At 71.0% G+C, this 18,005-nt stretch carries 15 protein-coding genes; 3 read left to right on the forward strand and 12 right to left on the reverse strand.

Annotation, left to right across the window (positions count from 1 at the left end):
* The 6 genes from MQE23_RS26750 to MQE23_RS26775 all read right to left on the reverse strand — a co-directional run bounded on the left by MQE23_RS26750 (nucleotide 1) and on the right by MQE23_RS26775 (nucleotide 6,086).
* Nucleotides 1-690, reverse strand: a complete 690-nt coding sequence (locus tag MQE23_RS26750) for a cupredoxin family copper-binding protein (protein ID WP_243380490.1) — start codon at nucleotides 688-690, stop codon at nucleotides 1-3.
* Nucleotides 691-722: 32 nt separating this feature from the next.
* The gene (locus MQE23_RS26755; RefSeq protein WP_243380491.1) at nucleotides 723-1,220 is read right to left on the reverse strand and encodes a hypothetical protein; all 498 of its coding nucleotides are present in this window, start codon (nucleotides 1,218-1,220) and stop codon (nucleotides 723-725) included.
* 111 nt (nucleotides 1,221-1,331) lie between these two features.
* On the reverse strand, nucleotides 1,332-2,336 hold the full coding sequence (locus MQE23_RS26760; protein ID WP_243380492.1) for a cupredoxin family copper-binding protein: 1,005 nt from the start codon (nucleotides 2,334-2,336) through the stop codon (nucleotides 1,332-1,334).
* Between the two features lie 26 nt (nucleotides 2,337-2,362).
* Complete coding sequence (locus MQE23_RS26765; RefSeq protein ID WP_243380493.1) at nucleotides 2,363-3,694, reverse strand: copper resistance protein CopC; 1,332 nt, start codon at nucleotides 3,692-3,694, stop codon at nucleotides 2,363-2,365.
* Complete coding sequence (locus tag MQE23_RS26770) at nucleotides 3,691-4,314, reverse strand: hypothetical protein (protein WP_243380494.1); 624 nt, start codon at nucleotides 4,312-4,314, stop codon at nucleotides 3,691-3,693. The genes MQE23_RS26765 and MQE23_RS26770 overlap by 4 nt, the downstream gene beginning before the upstream one ends.
* A gap of 428 nt (nucleotides 4,315-4,742) precedes the next feature.
* Nucleotides 4,743-6,086: a UDP-glucose/GDP-mannose dehydrogenase family protein gene (locus MQE23_RS26775; RefSeq protein ID WP_243380495.1), complete on the reverse strand. Its 1,344-nt coding sequence runs from the start codon at nucleotides 6,084-6,086 to the stop codon at nucleotides 4,743-4,745.
* A 185-nt stretch (nucleotides 6,087-6,271) separates the two neighbouring features.
* On the opposite strand from MQE23_RS26775, the gene MQE23_RS26780 reads away from it, so the two are divergent.
* On the forward strand, nucleotides 6,272-7,429 hold the full coding sequence (locus MQE23_RS26780; protein WP_020274502.1) for an acyl-CoA dehydrogenase family protein: 1,158 nt from the start codon (nucleotides 6,272-6,274) through the stop codon (nucleotides 7,427-7,429).
* Between the two features lie 48 nt (nucleotides 7,430-7,477).
* On the opposite strand, the gene MQE23_RS26785 is transcribed toward MQE23_RS26780, so the two are convergent.
* Nucleotides 7,478-8,035, reverse strand: coding sequence for an acyl-CoA thioesterase (locus MQE23_RS26785; protein WP_037670903.1), 558 nt, complete (start codon nucleotides 8,033-8,035; stop codon nucleotides 7,478-7,480).
* Nucleotides 8,036-8,154: 119 nt separating this feature from the next.
* Between MQE23_RS26785 and MQE23_RS26790 the strand changes: the two genes are divergently transcribed.
* Nucleotides 8,155-9,456 carry an LCP family protein gene (locus MQE23_RS26790; RefSeq protein WP_082319969.1) on the forward strand — a complete coding sequence of 434 codons (1,302 nt, stop codon included), beginning with the start codon at nucleotides 8,155-8,157 and terminating at the stop codon, nucleotides 9,454-9,456.
* Nucleotides 9,457-9,513: 57 nt separating this feature from the next.
* Here the strand turns inward: MQE23_RS26790 and MQE23_RS26795 are convergent, their stop codons facing one another.
* Nucleotides 9,514-9,879 carry a four-helix bundle copper-binding protein gene (locus tag MQE23_RS26795; RefSeq protein WP_243380496.1) on the reverse strand — a complete coding sequence of 122 codons (366 nt, stop codon included), beginning with the start codon at nucleotides 9,877-9,879 and terminating at the stop codon, nucleotides 9,514-9,516.
* Between the two features lie 121 nt (nucleotides 9,880-10,000).
* The gene (locus MQE23_RS26800; RefSeq protein WP_020274506.1) at nucleotides 10,001-11,362 is read right to left on the reverse strand and encodes an LCP family protein; all 1,362 of its coding nucleotides are present in this window, start codon (nucleotides 11,360-11,362) and stop codon (nucleotides 10,001-10,003) included.
* Nucleotides 11,363-11,612: 250 nt separating this feature from the next.
* Between MQE23_RS26800 and MQE23_RS26805 the strand changes: the two genes are divergently transcribed.
* Nucleotides 11,613-12,650 (forward strand): glycosyltransferase family 2 protein, encoded by a 1,038-nt coding sequence (locus tag MQE23_RS26805; RefSeq protein ID WP_243380497.1) that lies wholly within the window; start codon nucleotides 11,613-11,615, stop codon nucleotides 12,648-12,650.
* Between the two features lie 50 nt (nucleotides 12,651-12,700).
* Here MQE23_RS26805 and MQE23_RS26810 read toward each other — a convergent pair whose 3' ends face one another.
* The 3 genes from MQE23_RS26810 to MQE23_RS26820 form a co-directional block, all read right to left on the reverse strand.
* Nucleotides 12,701-14,281, reverse strand: a complete 1,581-nt coding sequence (locus tag MQE23_RS26810; RefSeq protein WP_243380498.1) for an LCP family protein — start codon at nucleotides 14,279-14,281, stop codon at nucleotides 12,701-12,703.
* Between the two features lie 90 nt (nucleotides 14,282-14,371).
* Nucleotides 14,372-16,072: an LCP family protein gene (locus tag MQE23_RS26815; RefSeq protein WP_243380499.1), complete on the reverse strand. Its 1,701-nt coding sequence runs from the start codon at nucleotides 16,070-16,072 to the stop codon at nucleotides 14,372-14,374.
* Nucleotides 16,073-16,299: 227 nt separating this feature from the next.
* The gene (locus MQE23_RS26820; protein WP_020276014.1) at nucleotides 16,300-17,964 is read right to left on the reverse strand and encodes an LCP family protein; all 1,665 of its coding nucleotides are present in this window, start codon (nucleotides 17,962-17,964) and stop codon (nucleotides 16,300-16,302) included.
* Between the last annotated feature and the right edge of the window lie 41 nt (nucleotides 17,965-18,005).

The raw sequence follows: 18,005 nt of genomic DNA on the forward strand, positions 1-18,005 counted from the left end.
CTAGGCTTCCTCCTCGCGGGGTGCCCGGGGCGCCTGGGGAGCCGACGCCCGGGAGCCGACCAGGAGCAGGCACAGCACCGCGACACCGGCGACGATGCCGGTCAGCACGAGCAGCGGGTCGAGGGGGCGGGTGGTGGAGGCCGTCGTCTGCGTCTGCGGCTGCTGCGCGGCCTGTGCGGCCGGGGACGGCGGGGACGCCTGCGGTGACCGGCCCGCGGCCGCCGGGGCGCCGGACGTGGCGGAGGACGGCGACGAGGACGGCATGCGCATCGTCGGCGGCCTGCTGCTCGGCGTGGTCCGGCTCGGCGCGGTCGCCCGGTGTCCCGAGGAGGAGCCGGTGTGGTGCTCGTGCGCCGTCGGTGCCGCCGTCGTCGCCGCGCGGACCGTGATCCCGGCCGTCATGTTCGGGTGGACGGTGCAGACGTAGCCGTACGACCCGGCCGTGGTGAACGTGAAGCTCCAGCTCTGTCCCTTGTCGAGCATCGGGGAGTGGATCGGGACCGGGCCCGAGGTGGTCTTCACGTCGTGCGGCGCCGTGTCCTGGTTGGTCCAGGTCACCGTGGACCCGGCTGGGACGCTCAGGCTCGCGGGCGAGAAGGCGTACCCCTTCATCGTCACGCTGTACGAGGCCGCCGACGCCTGCCCGGCCGGCAGCAGCGGCAGGGCGAGGAGCGTCAGGACGGCGGACACGGCGGCACCCCGGGCCGTCCGCCGGGCCGCCCTCACGCGAACTCCGCCGCGACCAGCAGCCGCAGCCGGGTGGCCGGCCGGCGCCACGGCAGCCGGAACCCGGTGGCGCGCCGCAGCAGCCGGTACGGCAGCCGTGCGTGCCCCACGACCAGCAGCCGGTCGTCGGCCCGCTCGACCACCCGCAGCCGCAGCAGGACGGGGAAGGTCAAGCCGTTCAGGTCGAGGTCGCCGGTGACCTGCAGACGGCCGTGGACCTCGTCGACCTGCTCCGAGGTGAGCACGGCGGAAAACCGGCGGTCGTCGAACTCGTACCGGAACGAGGGGCGTTCGGTTTCCTCCGGCACGGTGAGGGACGCATCGCCGAGCGTGACGCGACGGCGCAGGACCGGCAGCGGTCCGTACCAGGCGGTGAGTTCGGTGAGCGAGCGGCCGGGGGCCACGGTGTACCGGCCGGGCAGCGGCAGCCGGCGGCCGGAGCCGCCGGGCGGCTGTGGCGGGGGAGGGACGGTGGGCAGGGTGACGGTCGTCATCCCGGTCTCCTTGGAAGGCGGTTCCCGAAGCATGGCGATGGTGTGGAGAATGGAGCGGGCGCCGCTCCGGCCGGCTGAGCCCCGGCCGGAGCGGCGCCCACCTCTGTCCCGTCAGCAGTTGTTCGTGAGGAAGTCCGTGGTGGGCGTGAGCATCTGCCCGGCCCAGACGGTGTGCATCTTCACGTAGCTGTCGGGGTTGAGCAGGTCCGTGACCTGCTGTCCGAGCGATTCCTCCAGATGTGCCTTGTTGACGTGGTTCAGCAGCACGCTGAGGGTGTCGTCGAGCACCGTGCCGCCGCCTTCGACGGCGGGCTTGAGGATGCTCTCGACCCACACCGTGTGCATCTTGATGTACGAGTCGAGCGCGAGTGCGTCCTGCACCTGCTCGCCCGGGGACCGCTCCAGGTGTGCCACGTAGAGGTGCTGGAGGATCGGCAGCAGCACGTTCTGGACGCTGGTGCACTGCTCGTCGCCACCGGAGCCGCCACCGCCGGTACCGCCCGTGGGAGTCGGCGTGGGGGCCGGTGACGAGGGGGGAGCGGACGTGGGGCCGGTCGTCGGCGGAGCCGTGGGTGTGGGTGTGGGCGTGGGCGTGGGGGCGGGCGTCGATCCGCCGCCACCGCCGCCGGAGCCCTCGACGACCTTCACCGATGCCACCATGTCCGGGTGTACGGCGCAGTAGTACTCGTACGTCCCCGCCTTGGTGAAGGTGTACGACCAGGAGTCGCCCTGCTCCAGCGTCCCCGAGTCGAACTTCACCGGGGCCTTGGTGGTGGTGACCGTGTGCGGCACGCTGTCGTGGTTGGTCCACCGGACGGTCTGGCCGACCTCGACGACGAGTTGCTTCCCGTCGCCGAACTTGTTGCCCATGATGTCGACCTGGTGGTCGGCCTTGGCGGCGGCGGGCCGTGCCTCGGCGGCGGCCACGGGCGCCTGAGCCGCGCCCGTGTCCTGCTCCGAGCCGGCCGGCGTGGAACCGGAGACCGCGCTCAACAGCCCGAGGCTGAGCACGGCGGCCAGCGCCGCACCGAGCCCGGCGACCAGCAGACCCCGGTTCCCGGCGGGCGGCCTGCGCTGCCCCTGACCGGTCTCGTCGCTCTCGTTCTTTCGTTTCACTTCTGCTCCTTGTGCTTGGGGGGAGTTCAACGGCCGGGGTCGGCCGTGACCAGCAGACTCGTCACGGCGAGCACGACGAGGACGAGCCCCGTCTCGGCCGCGACCGAGTAACCGAAGGGCCGCACGGTGGCGGCGTCGCCGCGCAGCAGCACGGCGAGATCGAGGCGGGTGCGCACCCACTGGCGGCTCGCGAACGCGGCGAGCAGGACGGCCCCGAGCACGCCCGTCTTCAGCAGCAGCAGCTGCCCGTACGAGGTGTGCAGCAGGGCGTCGTACGACCCCACCACCTGCCAGGCGAGCACCAGCCCGGCGCCGACGATCCCGGTGACGCTCACCGCCGCGAGGCGTGAGTAACCCGGCACCACCACCGCCAGCTCGCTGGCTCGCCGGCGCGGCAGCACGGCCAGCGCGAGGACGGCCAGCCCGCCGATCCACAGCGAGGCGCCGAGCAGATGGACGAAGTCGGCGACGGCACCCCACGTGGGCTCGGGGCCCTCGGAGCTGTGTCCCGTCATGCCGGTGGTCCGCAGCAGCCCGAACGTCACCGCGAGGGCGCCCACCCGCCAGCCCGGGGAGCGGGAGGTGCGGGCCCCGCCCTGGAGCAGGGCGCCGAGCACCACGGCTGCCAGCACCCACACCAGAGCGCGGGCGGCGAGCACGACCCCGGGCTCGGTGGCCAGCAGATCGGCGTACGTCGTCGGGCGCAGCGCGTCCCGCAGTCCGCCGAGCGTGCCGTAGGCCCCCTGGAGGCCGATGCTTGCGACGGTGGCCAGCAGCCCGACCGTCCAGGCGAGCACGAGCAGCGCCCGGGACCGCGGCTCGGCCGCGCCGCGCGGCCACAGCAGCACGACGAAGGCGAGGCCGCCGACGAACAGGGCCAGCGCGAGATAACCGGCCCAGCGGGCGGCGACGAGGGCCTTGCGCAGCGAGGGCGAGGGTGCGGGAGCGGAGGCGGCGGCCTCGCCGCCGGTCTTCGCGGCCGGTGCGCCGATGGTGAGGGCGATCCGGCCGGAGGAGGCGTGTCCGTCCTCCGCGTCGACCACGGACCACATGACGGCGAGCTCACCGTGCTCCCGGGCGGGGAGTGCGACCCGCACGGCGTCGGTCCCGCCGCCCGGCGCACGGGACACCGGCAGCCGGTCGCCGCCCACCGTCAGCACACGGACGTCGGCGAGGTCGACGGCCTCGTCGAAGGTGAGGGTGAGGTGGCCGGGGGCCTTCGCCAGGTCCGCCCCGTCCTTCGGGGAGGACGAGACCAGCTCCGTGTGGGCGAAGGCGGCCTGGGGCGCTCCGGCCAGGACGTAGAGGAGCGGGGTGAGCAGGAGCAGGAGCAGGGCGCGGCGGACGGTCGTGGTCACGGGGTCGCCTCCGGCCCGGGGGACGCGATGCCGCCGAGGAGGCTGCCGGCCGGGGCCAGGCCGACACAGGGGGAGGGCTGCGGCGTGGGCGTCTCGTCCGCGCCGTCGAGCAGCCCGAACACGGGCTCGGTGAGCCCGCCGAGGAGCGGTTGTACGAGGGTGACCTCGCCGTCCTCGCAGGTGTCACCGTCGGCCGGGGCGGACCCCGACGGGCTGGGCGTGGGCGTGGGGGAGGGGGAACCGGTGCCGGAGGGCGGGGCGGGCTGGGAGGGCGTATGGCCCATGTGCCCGGAGCCGTCCGCGCCGCCGGTGCCGTAGCCGGCGCCCGCGCCGATTCCGCCGTACCCGGGCAACGGGCCGCTGCCGATGGGGACTTGGCCCGCCCCGGTGCCCGGATCCGATACGCCGGGGCCGCCCGGCGCGGCCGGTGTGGGGTTCGCCGGCGCGGTGGCCGCGGGCGGTGCTGTCGGGGGAGCGGCGGTCTGCGTGCTGCCGGAGGCGGAGGGGGCACCGATGCCCGACGCGTAACCCAGCACGATGACCACGGCGCCGACGAGCGCGCCGGCCACCAACTCGTCGCGGTGATCCCGCGGCCACTCCGCCCGGGAGAACAAGGGCATGGGGCACTCCTGGCATGGTCAGGTCAAGCCAATGGAAGGTGTGGCGAATGACGACCAGTGGAGTGGAGGGGGGATTCCGTGCAACTACGCGTCGGTTAATCGATTGTTTCCTGACCCTCTCTCCTGATGGGCAGGCCCGTGAGAACGGTCGATTCCGCGTGCTGCTCGAATGGAATTCGAACTCATATTGATGATTTCGAGGGCGGCGGCGTATGTCGAGGCCGGAGGGGACTGCCGATCCTTGGGGCACCTGCCCCGAGCGCGGCCTCGGCGGCCGGGTGCGACGGCGGAATGCGCACAGAAAATCCCCGTGGATCCGCTCGGCTCTTCACCGTTCCCGCGAGAATTCCCGAATCTCCCGCAAAGCCGTCCGGAATTCATGGAACCCGGTCCGAATTCGAGGGGCCGACCGCGACCCGGCCATGGGCTCAGGCGGTCGGCCGACCCATCGCCCGGTACGTCCACCCGGCCTTGCGCCAGCGCTCCGGGTTGAGGGCGTTGCGCCCGTCGAGGATGACCCGGGCCGCGGCGACCTCGCCGAGCGCCTCCTCGTCCAGCTCCCGGAACTCCCGCCACTCCGTCAGGTGCAGCACGATGTCCGCGCCGCGCACCGCCTCCAGCGCCGAGTCGGCGTAGCCGAGGGTCGGGAAGACGCGGCGGGCGTTGTCCATGCCCTTGGGGTCGTAGACCGTGACCTGGCCGCCCTGGAGGTGGATCTGCCCGGCGACGTTCAGCGCGGGGGAGTCCCGGACGTCGTCCGAGTCGGGCTTGAAGGTCGCGCCCAGGACCGCGACGCGCTTGCCCAGGAACGGCCCGCCGCCCAGCGCCTGCCGGGTCAGCTCGACCATCTGCCCGCGCTGGCGCATGTTGATGGAGTCGATCTCCCGCAGGAAGGTCAGCGCCTGGTCCGCGCCCAGCTCGCCGGCGCGCGCCATGAAGGCCCGGATGTCCTTCGGCAGACAGCCGCCGCCGAAGCCGATCCCGGCCCGCAGGAACTTCTTGCCGATCCGGTCGTCGTAGCCGATGGCCTCCGCCAGCTTGGCCACGTCACCGCCCGCGGCCTCGCACACCTCCGCCATGGCGTTGATGAACGAGATCTTCGTGGCGAGGAAGGAGTTCGCGGAGGTCTTCACCAGCTCGGCGGTCGGGAAGTCGGTCACCACGAACGGCGAGCCCTCGGCGATCGGCGTGGCGTACACCTCGCGCAGCAGCTTCTCGGCGCGCTCGCTGCGCACGCCGACCACGATGCGGTCGGGGTGCAGCGTGTCCTTGACGGCGAAGCCCTCGCGCAGGAACTCCGGGTTCCACGCCAGCTCGGCGTCCTCGCCGGCCGGCGCGTGCGCGGACAGGTAGGCCGCCAGCCGGTCGGCGGTGCCGACGGGCACGGTCGACTTGCCGACGACCAGGGCCGGGCCGTGCAGATGCGGCGCGAGCGAGGCGAACGCGGAGTCGACGTAACTCATGTCGGAGGCGTACTCGCCGTGCCGCTGCGGGGTGTTCACACAGACGAAGTGCACATCGCCGAACGCGCCGACCTCGGCCCAGTCCTGGGTGAAACGCAGCCGGCCGCTGGCGCCCTCGATCCCCGCGACATGCCGCCGCAGCAGCTCGTCGAGCCCCGGCTCGTACATCGGGGCCTCGCCGCGCTCCAGCTTCTCGATCTTCTCCGGCACGACGTCGAGGGCGAGCACCTCGAAGCCGAGCTCGGCCATGGCCGCCGCGTGTGTCGCGCCGAGATAACCGGTGCCGATCACGGTGATCTTCAGGGCCATGGGTGCTCCAGGGGTCTACGGCAGGTGCGCGCCCGAGCATATCCGGGGCATGGGAGCGTGCTTCACGGGGCAACTTTCCCGCTGTCGTCTAGGTCACGTATCCCTCCCGTGGGCGACCCCATAAACTTTTGATTACTTAACGGTAGTTAGCGCCACCATCGCAGCGTTTTGGAGCGTGAGAGACCTTGGCCGGATCGGCTGACTTCGACCTGTACCGCCCGTCCGAGGAGCACGACATGCTCCGCGACGCCGTCCGCTCACTGGCCGAGGCGAAGATCGCGCCGTACGCCGCCGCGGTGGACGAGGAGGCCCGCTTCCCGCGCGAGGCACTCGAGGCGCTGGTCGCGAACGACCTGCACGCCGTGCACGTACCCGAGGAGTACGGCGGCTCGGGCGCCGACGCGCTCGCCACCGTCATAGTGATCGAGGAAGTCGCACGCGTCTGCGCCTCCTCCTCCCTCATCCCCGCGGTGAACAAGCTGGGTTCGCTCCCGGTGATCCTCTCCGGCTCCGAGGAGCTGAAGAAGAAGTACATGGCCCCGCTCGCCAAGGGCGACGGCATGTTCTCGTACTGCCTGTCCGAGCCGGACGCCGGCTCCGACGCCGCCGGCATGAAGACGAAGGCCGTCCGCGACGGCGACCACTGGATCCTCAACGGCGTGAAGCGCTGGATCACCAACGCGGGCGAGTCCGAGTACTACACGGTGATGGCGGTCACGGACCCGGCCAAGCGCTCGAAAGGCATCTCCGCCTTCGTCGTCGAGAAGTCCGACGAGGGCGTCTCCTTCGGCGCCCCGGAGAAGAAGCTCGGCATCAAGGGCTCCCCGACCCGCGAGGTCTACCTCGACAACGTCCGCATCCCCGCCGACCGCATGATCGGCGAGGAGGGCACCGGCTTCGCCACGGCGATGAAGACCCTCGACCACACCCGCATCACCATCGCCGCCCAGGCCCTCGGCATCGCCCAGGGCGCCCTCGACTACGCCAAGGGCTACGTCAAGGAGCGCAAGCAGTTCGGCAAGCCGATCGCCGACTTCCAGGGCATCCAGTTCATGCTCGCCGACATGGCCATGAAGATCTCGGCCGCCCGCGCCCTGACCTACCAGGCCGCCGCCGCCTCCGAGCGCGGCGACGCCGACCTCACCTACCTGGGCGCCGCCGCCAAGTGCTTCGCCTCGGACGTGGCGATGGAGGCCACCACGGACGCCGTCCAGCTCCTCGGCGGGTACGGCTACACGCGCGACTACCCGGTGGAGCGCATGATGCGCGACGCCAAGATCACCCAGATCTACGAGGGCACGAACCAGGTCCAGCGCATCGTGATGGCGCGCAACCTGCCGTAACAGGCCCCTGCGTCAGCTGGTGAGCCTCCCGTTCCGCGGGAGGCTCACTCAGTCCTCGAACCCCTCCGCCGCCCGCTTCTCCCGCAGCTCCATGATCGCCCGGCGGCGGGCCAGGCGGTGGGTGCGGCGGATCTGGGCCTCCTGGTAGCGGCGCTTGTCGCGTTCGGTCTCCGGGAGGACCGGGGGGACCCGGCGGGGCTTGCCGTCGGCGTCGACGGCCGCGAAGACGAGGTAGGCCGAGCCGACCTGCGTGGGCGGGGCGGACTCGTTCCAGCGTTCGGCCAGGACGCGGACGCCGACCTCCATGGAGGTGCGGCCGGTCCAGTTGACCTGCGCCTTGACGTGGACCAGGTCACCGACGCGGACCGGCTCCAGGAACGCCATCTCGTCCATGGACGCCGTCACCGCCGGCCCGCCGGAGTGCCGCCCGGCCACGGCACCCGCCGCGTCGTCCACCAGCTTCATGATCACGCCACCGTGCACCGTCCCCAGAAGGTTGGTGTCGTTGTGGGTCATGATGTGGCTGAGGGTGGTGCGGGACGCCGAAGTCGGCTTGCCCGGGATATCCGCAGTGCCGGAATCCGCAGCTGGGGCCTGGTCTGTCATGGCCCCTACCTTATGCCGAGGCGGTATGAGGGGGTTTTGTGTCAGCTTCGCCACAGCCGTGCTCTGATTTTCCGACGACTCTTGTATGGCGTACTACCGGGACCTGCACACTGGGGCGCATGAATGATTGGCCCGAGGGATTCTCCGGTGACAACCGCGGCAACCGCTACGGACGCGGCAGCTCGAGCGCACAGCCCGAGAGCGCCCGTGTCATGCGGCAGGTCCGCCGCGGTCCGGCGGCATCGCCCGGGCAGGCCGGCTACGGCGGCGCCCCGCCGTACCAGGGCGGCGTGCCGCAGCAGCCGTCGTACGTGGACGGCGGCGGATACGGCCCCGGCGACGGCTACGACAGCGGCTACAACACCGGCCAGGTCTACGGCTCACCCGGCGGCAGAGGACCTGGCGGTCCGGGCGACGGGATGTACGAGCCGCGCCCCGCGCCGAACTGGCGCCGCCGCATCAAGGTGACGGCCATCACGCTCGTGACGTTGCTGGTCGTGACGAGCGTCGGCACCTACTTCTGGGCCGACTCCAAGCTCAACCGCGACGTCGACCTGTCGAAGGTCATCGACCGGCCGGAGGCGGGCGAGGGCACGAACTACCTGATCGTCGGCTCCGACAGCCGCGCGGGCATGTCGGCCGAGGAGAAGAAGAAGCTGCACACCGGGTCCGCCGAGGGCAAGCGCACGGACTCGATGATGATCCTGCACACCGGTGGCAACGGCCCGACGCTGATCTCGCTGCCGCGTGACTCGAACGTCACGATCCCGTCGTACAAGGGCTCCGACTCCGGCAAGCTCTACCCGGCCACCGGACGCCAGACGAAGCTGAACGCGGCGTACGCGGAGGACGGCCCCGAACTGCTGGTCCGCACCGTCGAGGCCAACACCGGCCTGCACATCGACCACTACGTGGAGATCGGCTTCGGCGGCTTCGCGAACATCGTGGACGCGGTCGGCGGTGTCGAGATGGACATCCCGCAGGACATCAAGGACACCAAGTCGGGCGCGGATCTGAAGAAGGGCAAGCAGACCCTCAACGGCGAGCAGGCCCTCGCCTTCGTCCGTACCCGCTACGCGCTCGCCGGCTCCGACCTGGACCGCACGAAGAACCAGCAGAAGTTCCTCTCCGCGCTGGCCAACCAGGTCGCCACCCCGAGCACGATCCTCAACCCGTTCAAGCTGTACCCGACCATGGGCGCGGGCCTGGACTCGCTCGTGGTCGACAAGGACATGGGCCTGTTCGACCTGGCGTCGATGTTCTGGGCGATGAAGGGCGTCAGCGGCGGCGAGGGCAAGTCGATGAACATGCCGATCGCGGGCAACTCGGCGAACGGCAATCTCCAGTGGGACACCGCGAAGGTGAAGACGCTGGTCAACCAGCTGAAGAACGACGAGACGGTCACCGTCTCGGGCAACTGAGCACCGGCATGCGTCGGGGGCACCCACGGGGTGCCCCCGACTGCTGTGAGGCGGTCCTCACATCGTGGCGGCCGACATCGACCGGCACGTCTCGGCACAGCGGCGACACGCCTCGGCGCAGCGCATCATCTGGGCGTCGTCCGGCATGGACATACACGCCTCGGCGCACATGTCGCAGGCCCGGGCGCACATCGCGCACATCTCGGCCGACAGCGGCGAGCGGCGCATCATCATGTCGGCGCACATACGCGTCATCTCGGCGCAGTCCATGACCGCGCGCATGATCTGCATCTGGGCCTGGCCGCCCATCTGCAGGCAGGAGCTCATGGTCTCCTCGCACATGCTGTGGCAGGTCATGCACGCCTGGACGCAGTCCTGCATCTCCTTGCTCAGCGGGGTCATCGTGGCGGGCTGCTGGGTCATGATTCCTCCCGGGGGACGGCGAGAGCCGGGGCCCGGCCCTCGTGCCTTCCGTCCTACGCCTGCCGGGGCCCGACCGCCACGGGGCGGAAGGAAGTAATCCGCCATGCGTGCGGCACGGACCCTACGAGCACGCCACCTCATCCCCGCGCACCACCCCGGACTCGCCCTGCCCCGGGCCGTCGGCCCGTACCTTGCGTACGCGTTCGAAGTCCGTGCCCGCGATGACCTTCAGGGTCCCGCCCAGGCCCTTGACCGGGCGGAGTTCGCTGCCCGGCAGGGCCGCGGCGAGGGACTTGGCCGAGCGGTCCCAGCGGGGGTCGTAGGCGACGATCGTGCGCTTCACGTCACTGGCGGCGGCGTTCACCGGGGCCCGGGTCGTACGGAAGCCCGTCGACGCCAGGGCCGCGTCCACGCGGCGGCCGAGGCCGGGCGTGCCCGTGCCGTTCTCCACCTGGACGCGGATCTGCTGCGGGGCGACCGGGACGATCCGCGCCTCGCTGTGCGGCCGGCGCACGGACAGCGGCCGGTCCTCGCGCAGGGCGTGGAAGAGCCGCTCCGCCTTCACGGGGTCCCACTTCAGCGTCGAGCCGACGCCCTGCACGGCGAACTCCATGCGCCCGATCGGGACGGTCGTGAACTCGGAGGAGGAGGGGGAGAAGTTCCGCATGGCCCGGCCCAGGTCCAGCATCTCCTCCGTGCCGAAGCCCTTGTCCGCCCGCACCGAGCCGAGCACCGCCCGCGTCACGTCCCGGAACTTCATCGGGTTGAGGAGGATCCCCGAGGAGGTGATCCGTTCCACGAGCGCCGCCATGAACCGCTGCTGGCGTTTCATCCGGCCCAGGTCCGAGGCCCCGTCGAGGTGGCGCGCGCGTACGTACTGGAGCGCCTGCCCGCCCGCCAGCGTGTGCCGCCCGGCCGGGAGGTTCAGGCCGGTGTAGCTGTCCCTGAGCGGGGCGGCGGTGCAGATCTGTACGCCGCCGACCACGTCCACCGTCCTCATGAAGCTGGTGAAGTCGACCTCCAGATAGTGGTCGATCTTCACCTTCGTCATGCTCTCGACCGTCCGCACGGTCAGCTGCGGCCCGCCCTCGGCGTACGCCGCGTTCAGCTTGACCGGGTGCGAACCGTGCCGCTTGCCCGTCGTACGGTCGACGTGCGCGGGCGTCATGGCGTACGAGTCGCGCGGCAGGCTCACCACACTCGCCCGTTCCCGGTCCTCCGAGACGTGCACGATCATGATCGTGTCGGTGCAGTGGCAGGGCTCCCCGCCCAGCCGGTACTTCCGCCGCTGCTCCTTGCTGATCTCTTCGCGGCCGTCGGTGCCGACCAGCAGCACGTTCATGCCGTGCCCCGCCTGCGGCCGGTTCTTCATGTCCTTGAAGGGGTCGACCCGGGCGATGTCCGCGTCCAGGCTGGTCATCACCGCGTGCCCGATACCGGCGGACGCGAGGACCACCACGGACAGGGTGGTGACCACCCGCATGCCCCAGCGCGGTTTCCGGCGCCGTGCGGGCGGCGCGGGCCTGCGCGGGGCACGCCCGGGCGAGGGCTGCGGGCGGCGCTGCGGGGCGGCGGTGGACCGAGGGGACCGCGGCGGCGTGGGCAAGGGGACACCTCCGGACGACGGCCGTACGTGGGATCCGTGAAACCGTAGGCCGATACGATCTGCGGCCCGCGGTACCGCCCCTGCGGCGCGCACTGGTGTCCCCCGTTCGCGGTAACGTGAGGCCCCTATGAACGCCAATCCCGACGTGCGGCTCCCCGCCGTTTCCGTGATCATGCCCGTCCTCGACGAGGAACGGCATCTGCGGGGAGCAGTCCAAGCGATCCTCGCGCAGGAGTACGCCGGCGAGATGGAGGTCGTGATCGCCCTCGGTCCGTCCACGGACCGCACGGACGAGATCGCCGCCGAGCTCGTGGCCGAAGACCCGCGCGTGCATACCGTCCCCAACCCCACCGGCCGTACGCCCGCGGCGCTGAACGCGGCGATCAACGCCTCCCGCCACCCGATCGTCGTCCGCGTCGACGGGCACGGCATGCTCTCGCCCAACTACATCGCCACCGCCGTACGGCTCCTGGAGGAGACCGGCGCGCAGAACGTCGGCGGCATCATGCACGCCGAGGGCGAGAACGACTGGGAGCGTGCCGTCGCCGCCGCGATGACCTCGAAGATAGGTGTGGGCAACGCCTCCTTCCACACGGGCGGACAGGCGGGCCCGGCCGACACCGTCTACCTCGGAGTGTTCCGGCGCGAGGCGCTGGAGCGGCAGGGTGGCTACAACGTGGAGTTCATCCGCGCCCAGGACTGGGAGCTGAACTTCCGGATCAGGGAGGCCGGGGGCCTCATCTGGTTCTCGCCCGAGCTGAAGGTGTCGTACCGGCCGCGGCCGAGCGTGAAGGCGCTCGCCAAGCAGTACAAGGACTACGGGCGCTGGCGGCACGTCGTCGCCCGCTTCCACGAGGGCTCGATCAACCTGCGCTACCTCGCCCCGCCGACCGCCGTGTGCGCGATCGCGGCCGGGACCCTGGTGGGCGCGCTGCTGACGCCGTGGGGTTTCGTGGTGCCCGGCGGCTATCTCGCGGCGATCCTGCTCGGCTCGGTCCCGGCGGGCAGGGGGCTGCCGCTGAAGGCGCGGCTCCAGATCCCCGTGGCGCTGGCCACCATGCACATGTCGTGGGGCTGGGGCTTTCTGACCAGCCCCCGGTCGCTGGCGAAGAAGGTCATCGCGTCCCGGCGCCCGGCGGTCCGGGCGGACGCGACCACCGGCTGACACACCCCGCACGCGTTCGGGCCCCTCCCCGTGGGAGGGGCCCGAACGCGTCACCAGGTGAAGTTCGGGTTCACGTGCATGCAGGCCTTGTCGTCCGCGCCGTTGAGCGCGTCGGCCGACTTCGGGGTCTTGTCGTCCCGCTTCGGCGCCTTGTAGTCCGTGCCCTCCCGCCAGTCGGCGCCCACGACGAGCGTGACGCCGGAGACGCCGGTCGACCGCTTGACCGAACTCAGAGGGATCCCCAGGGCCTTGGCGACCCGCTGGGCGTCGCCCTCCAGGTCGGCGCTCGGGTAGCGGACGACGGTGCGCTCCTCGCTCCACGAGCCGGTGGTGTCGGCGACGGTCTGGGCGAACCCCTGCTCGGTCAGCAGCCCGGCCACCGTGCTCGCGCGCCCGCGTGCCGCGGCCAGGGTGTCGGTCCGGGTGCCGTTGCGGACCTGCACGGGGATCTCGTCGTCGGCCGCGGCCGGGTCGGCGGAAGCCTTCTCCGCCGCCTTTTTCCCGTCCTTGTCCTTGCCGTCCAGCGCGATGTCCTCCCGCACCAGCCGGAACAGCTGCTCGGCGTCCTCCGTGGGTTCCACGCGGGCGCCCACGTACCGGTTGGGCATCGTGGTCATGGTGATGCGCTCCGGCTCGACCTTGCGCAGCTCGTCGCTGAGGTCGTAGAGCTTCTTGACGGTGTCGAGGCCGGGGTCGACCGTCAGGGCGCGGGTGGCCTCCTCGGCCAGTCTGCGGAGCTTGTTGGGACTGCTGAGGGTGGCGTTCTCGCGCAGCTGGCGGACCATCGCGTTCATGTACATGTGCTGGGCCTTGGCGCGGGCGAGGTCGCTGCCGTCCTCGAAGCCGTAGCGGGTGCGCAGCCACTGGAGGGCCTGCTCGCCCTGGATGTACGAGGTGCCCTTCTCCAGCTTCAGACCCGAACCCTTGCCGTCGGAGGTGCGGGAGTGGATGTTGGCGTCGACGCACACGGGGACACCGCCGACGGCGTCGGCCATCGACACCACGCCCGCGAAGTCGACCATGATGAAGTGGTCGATGTGGATGCCGGTGAGCTCCTGCCAGGTGGCCACCGTGCAGCCCGGACCGCCGTGCCCGAGGCTCTGGTTGGTCATCCTCCGCCCCTGCGTCTCCGGGTACACCTTCCCGTCGTCCGGGTCGGTGCACTTCGGGATCTTCACGAGCGTGTCCCGGGGCATGCTGACGACCGACATGTTGGTGCGGTCGGCGGACAGGTGCAGCAGCATCTGCACGTCCGCCAGGGGCGCGGCGCCGAACGTCTCACGGGCGCCGCCGAGTTTCTGGTTCTCCTTGCTGTCCCGTGCGTCCGAGCCGATCAGCAGGATGTTCAGCGGGGTCTGCCCGGCGGCGTTCGGCGTCGGTGCGGCGACCTTGTGGTCGCCGAGGTTCAGCGCGTCCTTCTTGATGTTGCCGTTGAGGTGCCGGTAGTAGAGGTATCCGGCCCCGGCCGTCCCGAGTATGAGGAGGGCGAGCACGGCCGCGGACCACTTCAGCAGCCGCCGCGGGCGCCGTGGCGGCCCCTCGCCGCCCGGCGCCGACTCGGTCTCACCCGGGCCCGGTTCCTGGCGGACGCCCTGCCGCGATTCGTTCTCCCGCACACCGCTCTGCGTCACTTCCCGGTCCTTCCCGCCCCCCGCGCACGCGACAGGCCCGCCCTGCCTCCTGTTAGACGCATGACGGGCCTGTCAGTTGCCCTCAGCGGGTCAACTCGCGCACTTCACCTTGTCGGCGGTGGACTTCTCCACATCCGCCGCCTCGACCGGGGCGTCGAGCTTCACACCGGCACCCTTGAAGTCCTTGCCGAGGGTCAGGGTCATGGCGGGCACACCCTGGGAGTTGGTCACGCTCTCGCCGGGCTTCAGCGCCGAGCCGGACAGTCCCATGATGTCGGCGAGGCGGCGGGCCTGGTCGGCCTGGTCGGGGGCGTACTCGAGGGTGGTCCTCGCCAGTTCGGCGGGGGCGTTCCCGCCGTTCTCGGACTTGGTGACGCCCTCCTCGACCTGGAGGTACTGGAGGGTTTTCTGCGCGCTGCCGGCGACGGCACCGCCGTTGAGGATCCGCACCCGGACCTCGGAGGCGGGGGCCTTGGTGCCCTTCAGCCGCGCGGCCTCGGCGTCCTTCTCCTTCTTCTTCTGCTGCTTGACCTCGGTGAACGAGACGTCGTTCTTGATCATGTCGAACACCTGCGGGGCCTTCGACTGGTCGAGGACGACTGTCGCCTTCACCTGCTCCGCCGGGTTGTCCACCACCGGCACCGTCGCGAAGCTGATGTTCTTCGTCGGCACCTTCTTCAGCTCCAGCGCGACGTCCTTGAGCGTGCCGACACTGCCGATGGCCTGGTCCACGGTCAGCGCCTTGGTGGCGGCCTCGGCCAGCTTCAGCAGCTTCGAGGGGCTGGTGAGGGTGTCACCGGAGGACATCTTGCGCATGAGCGAGCCCAGGAACTGCTGCTGCACCTTGATCCGGTCCAGGTCACCGCTGTTGCCGAAGCTCTTGCGGGTCCGGACGAACGCGAGGGCCTGCTCGCCCTCGACCTTCGACGGGCCCGCGGGCAGGACGAGTTTGGACTCCTTGTCGTTGACCGGCTTCTCCACACAGACGTCGACCCCGTCCACCGCCGTGGTCAGTGTCTTCACCGCGTTGAAGTCGGCCATCATGAAGTGGTCGACCTGGATGCCGGTGTTCTCCTTCACCGTGCGCATCGTGCAGCCCGGGTCCCGGCCGCCCTCCCCGAGGCTCCGGTTGAAGCGCACGCCCCGCAGGCCCGGGACGACCTTCTCCGAGCCGTCCTCCAGCTTCGTCGGGCAGTCGGGGATGTTCACGATCAGGTCCCGGGGGATGCTGAGCGCGGTCGCGTTGGAGCGGTCCTTGGCGACGTGCAGCAGGATCGTGGTGTCGGCGTGCCCGCTGCTGCCCTTGTCGCCGTAGCCCTCGTTGCCCGCACCGGTGCGTTTGTCCGTGCCGATGATGAGGATGCTGAAGGCCTCGTCCTTGCTGAAGTTGCTGGCGCCCGCGCTGCCGACGTCGGTCGTCGTGACGTTGCCCTCCAGGTGCCGGAGGTAGAAGTAGCCGGCCGCCCCGACGCCGACCAGCACGAACGCCATCGTGCCGCCGGTCCACACCAGCACCTTCTTCGCCTTCTTCGGCTTGCGCTGCACCGGCCGGCGGCCACCGCGCCGCCCGGGCGGCGGCTCCTCGGGCGCACCGCGCCGCCGGCGCTGGGGCGGTACGTCGGCGCGCGTGCCGCCCGCCCGCGTCGGGGGAGTGGATCCGCGTGTCCCGGATACCGGCGACTGCGTTCCGGATGGAGTCAGTCGCAGTTCGTATTCGCCGGTGTTCGGATTGAGTACCCACTGGTCTGCGGGGTCGATCTGGTCCCCCCGCCCACGGCGTTGCGCGTCCACGGTTGTCTGTTTCCTCCGTCGGGGCACGCGGCGCCTTCTCCCCCCGGAAGGCGCACGGGTACTGGTCATCACAGAAGCACTGGATCGCTCACACTATCCGCCCAGTTGAACGTCGATGTGCGCGGAATGACAAATTCAACGTCCATGCATGTGGGCAATTCCGCCCAATTCCATGTGAGGGAGTGGAAGGAAGTCGTCGACCGGTGTGCGAGTTGCTTCTCCGGTCGCTACCAGCGGTAGGGCGCGTACACGTCCATGCACTTGCCGGTGTCCGAGCCGTTGAGGGCGTCGGCGTCGCCGGGCAGGTCCCCGGCCTTCGGAGCCGGCTGCTTCGGATAGGCCGTACCCGTACGCCAGTCGGCGCCCACGACGACCGTGACGCCGGAGACGTCGGTGGAACGCCGCACCGAACTCGCCGGGATACCCAGCGACTTGGCGACCCGCTGCGCGTCGCCCGCCAGTTCGGCGCTCGGATAGCGCACCACGGTCCGCTCCTCGGACAATGCGCCCGAGGTGTCCGCGGCGGCTTTCGTGAAGCCCTTCTCCACGAGCGCCCGCGTGATGGCGCCCGCGCGGCCGGTCACGGGGCCGAGGGTGGTGGAGCGCGTGGCGTTCTGCACCAGGACGCCGATCGCGTCGTCCGCCGCGGCGGGGTCCTTGGACGTCCGGGGCGCCTCGGAGGTCTTGGACGCCTCGGAGGTCTTCTTCGCGCCCTTGCCGTCGAAGGGCACGTCGTCGCGGATCATGTCCCACACCCGGTCGGCGTCGGCACCGGCCGGGACCAGGTGGTTGCGGTCCTGCGGGTCCTCGGCCGTGGGCAGCGTCGTCATGGTGATCCGGTCCGTCGGGACCGTCTTCAGCTGCATCCCCAGGTCGTACAGCTTCTTCACCGTGCCGAGTTCCTCGGACACGTGCAGAGACTTGGTGGCCGCCTCGGCCAGGTCCGTCAGGCGGCCGGTGTCGGTGAAGACGTTCTGCGCCTTGAGCGTGCGGATCATCGAGTTCATGTACATGTGCTGCGCCCGGGCCCGCAGCGGGTCGCTGCCCCAGGCGTGCCGGGTGCGCAGCCACTGGAGGGCCTGCTCGCCCTGGACCTTCCTGTGACCCGCCTTCAGCTTCAGGCCGGAGCCGCCGGGCACGCCGGGCAGCGGGCGGTCCCACACGTTCTGCCGCACGCACACCTCGACCCCGCCGATGGCGTCGGCCATCTTCACCACGCCCGCGAAGTCGATCGTCATCCAGTGGTCGACGTAGACCCCGGTGAGGTTCTCCCAGGTCGCCAGCGTGCAGCCCGCTCCGCCCCGGGCCAGCGAGGCGTTGATGATCGTGTTGACCGGCGGGTACGTCCGCCCGGTCTTCGGGTCGGTGCACTTGGGTATGTCGACCCGGGTGTCGCGCGGAATGCTCACCACGGCGGCGCTCTTGCGGTCCGCGGCCAGGTGGATGAGCATCTGCACGTCGGCCAGCGGCGGATTGCCGCGGTCCTTGCGCGCGCCGCCCAGCTTCACGTTCTCGTCGGAGGCACGGCTGTCGGAGCCGATCAGCAGGATGTTCAGGGGCGTCTGCCCGGCCGCGTTCGGAGAGGCCTTCGTCGCCTTGGAGTCGCCGCTGCTGCGCCGGCCCTTCTCGATGTTGCCGTTGAGGTGCTCGTAGTAGAGGTAGCCGGCACCGGCGGTCGCGAGGATCAGCACGGAGAGGGACGCCGCCGACCAGCGCAGGACGCGGCGACCGCGACCCGGGCCGGGACCGCGGCCGGGCCGACGGCCGCCCCGGCGGTGCCCGTCGCCCGGCCCGGCCGGGCTGCCCGGATTGCCGGGGTTGCCCGGGACCGGATCGCCCGGGACGGCCCCCGGCTTCGTCCCCTCCCCGTACACACTGCTGCTCTGTGCCATCTGCTCTTTCCCACCCCCGTGTCACCGGACAAGGCCTGCCG

It is taken from the genome of Streptomyces sp. HP-A2021 (genome assembly GCF_022807935.1).
GTDB classification, from domain to species: domain Bacteria; phylum Actinomycetota; class Actinomycetes; order Streptomycetales; family Streptomycetaceae; genus Streptomyces; species Streptomyces afghaniensis.

Coding starts and splice junctions, on each gene's coding strand:
- MQE23_RS26755 (WP_243380491.1), bottom strand. CDS start 1,220: ATGACGACCGTCACCCTGCCCACCGTCCCTCCCCCGCCACAGCCGCCC.
- MQE23_RS26770 (WP_243380494.1), bottom strand. CDS start 4,314: ATGCCCTTGTTCTCCCGGGCGGAGTGGCCGCGGGATCACCGCGACGAG.
- MQE23_RS26775 (WP_243380495.1), bottom strand. CDS start 6,086: ATGGCCCTGAAGATCACCGTGATCGGCACCGGTTATCTCGGCGCGACA.
- MQE23_RS26785 (WP_037670903.1), bottom strand. CDS start 8,035: ATGACAGACCAGGCCCCAGCTGCGGATTCCGGCACTGCGGATATCCCG.
- MQE23_RS26790 (WP_082319969.1), top strand. CDS start 8,155: ATGAATGATTGGCCCGAGGGATTCTCCGGTGACAACCGCGGCAACCGC.
- MQE23_RS26795 (WP_243380496.1), bottom strand. CDS start 9,879: ATGACCCAGCAGCCCGCCACGATGACCCCGCTGAGCAAGGAGATGCAG.
- MQE23_RS26800 (WP_020274506.1), bottom strand. CDS start 11,362: ATGCGGGTGGTCACCACCCTGTCCGTGGTGGTCCTCGCGTCCGCCGGT.
- MQE23_RS26805 (WP_243380497.1), top strand. CDS start 11,613: ATGAACGCCAATCCCGACGTGCGGCTCCCCGCCGTTTCCGTGATCATG.
- MQE23_RS26820 (WP_020276014.1), bottom strand. CDS start 17,964: ATGGCACAGAGCAGCAGTGTGTACGGGGAGGGGACGAAGCCGGGGGCC.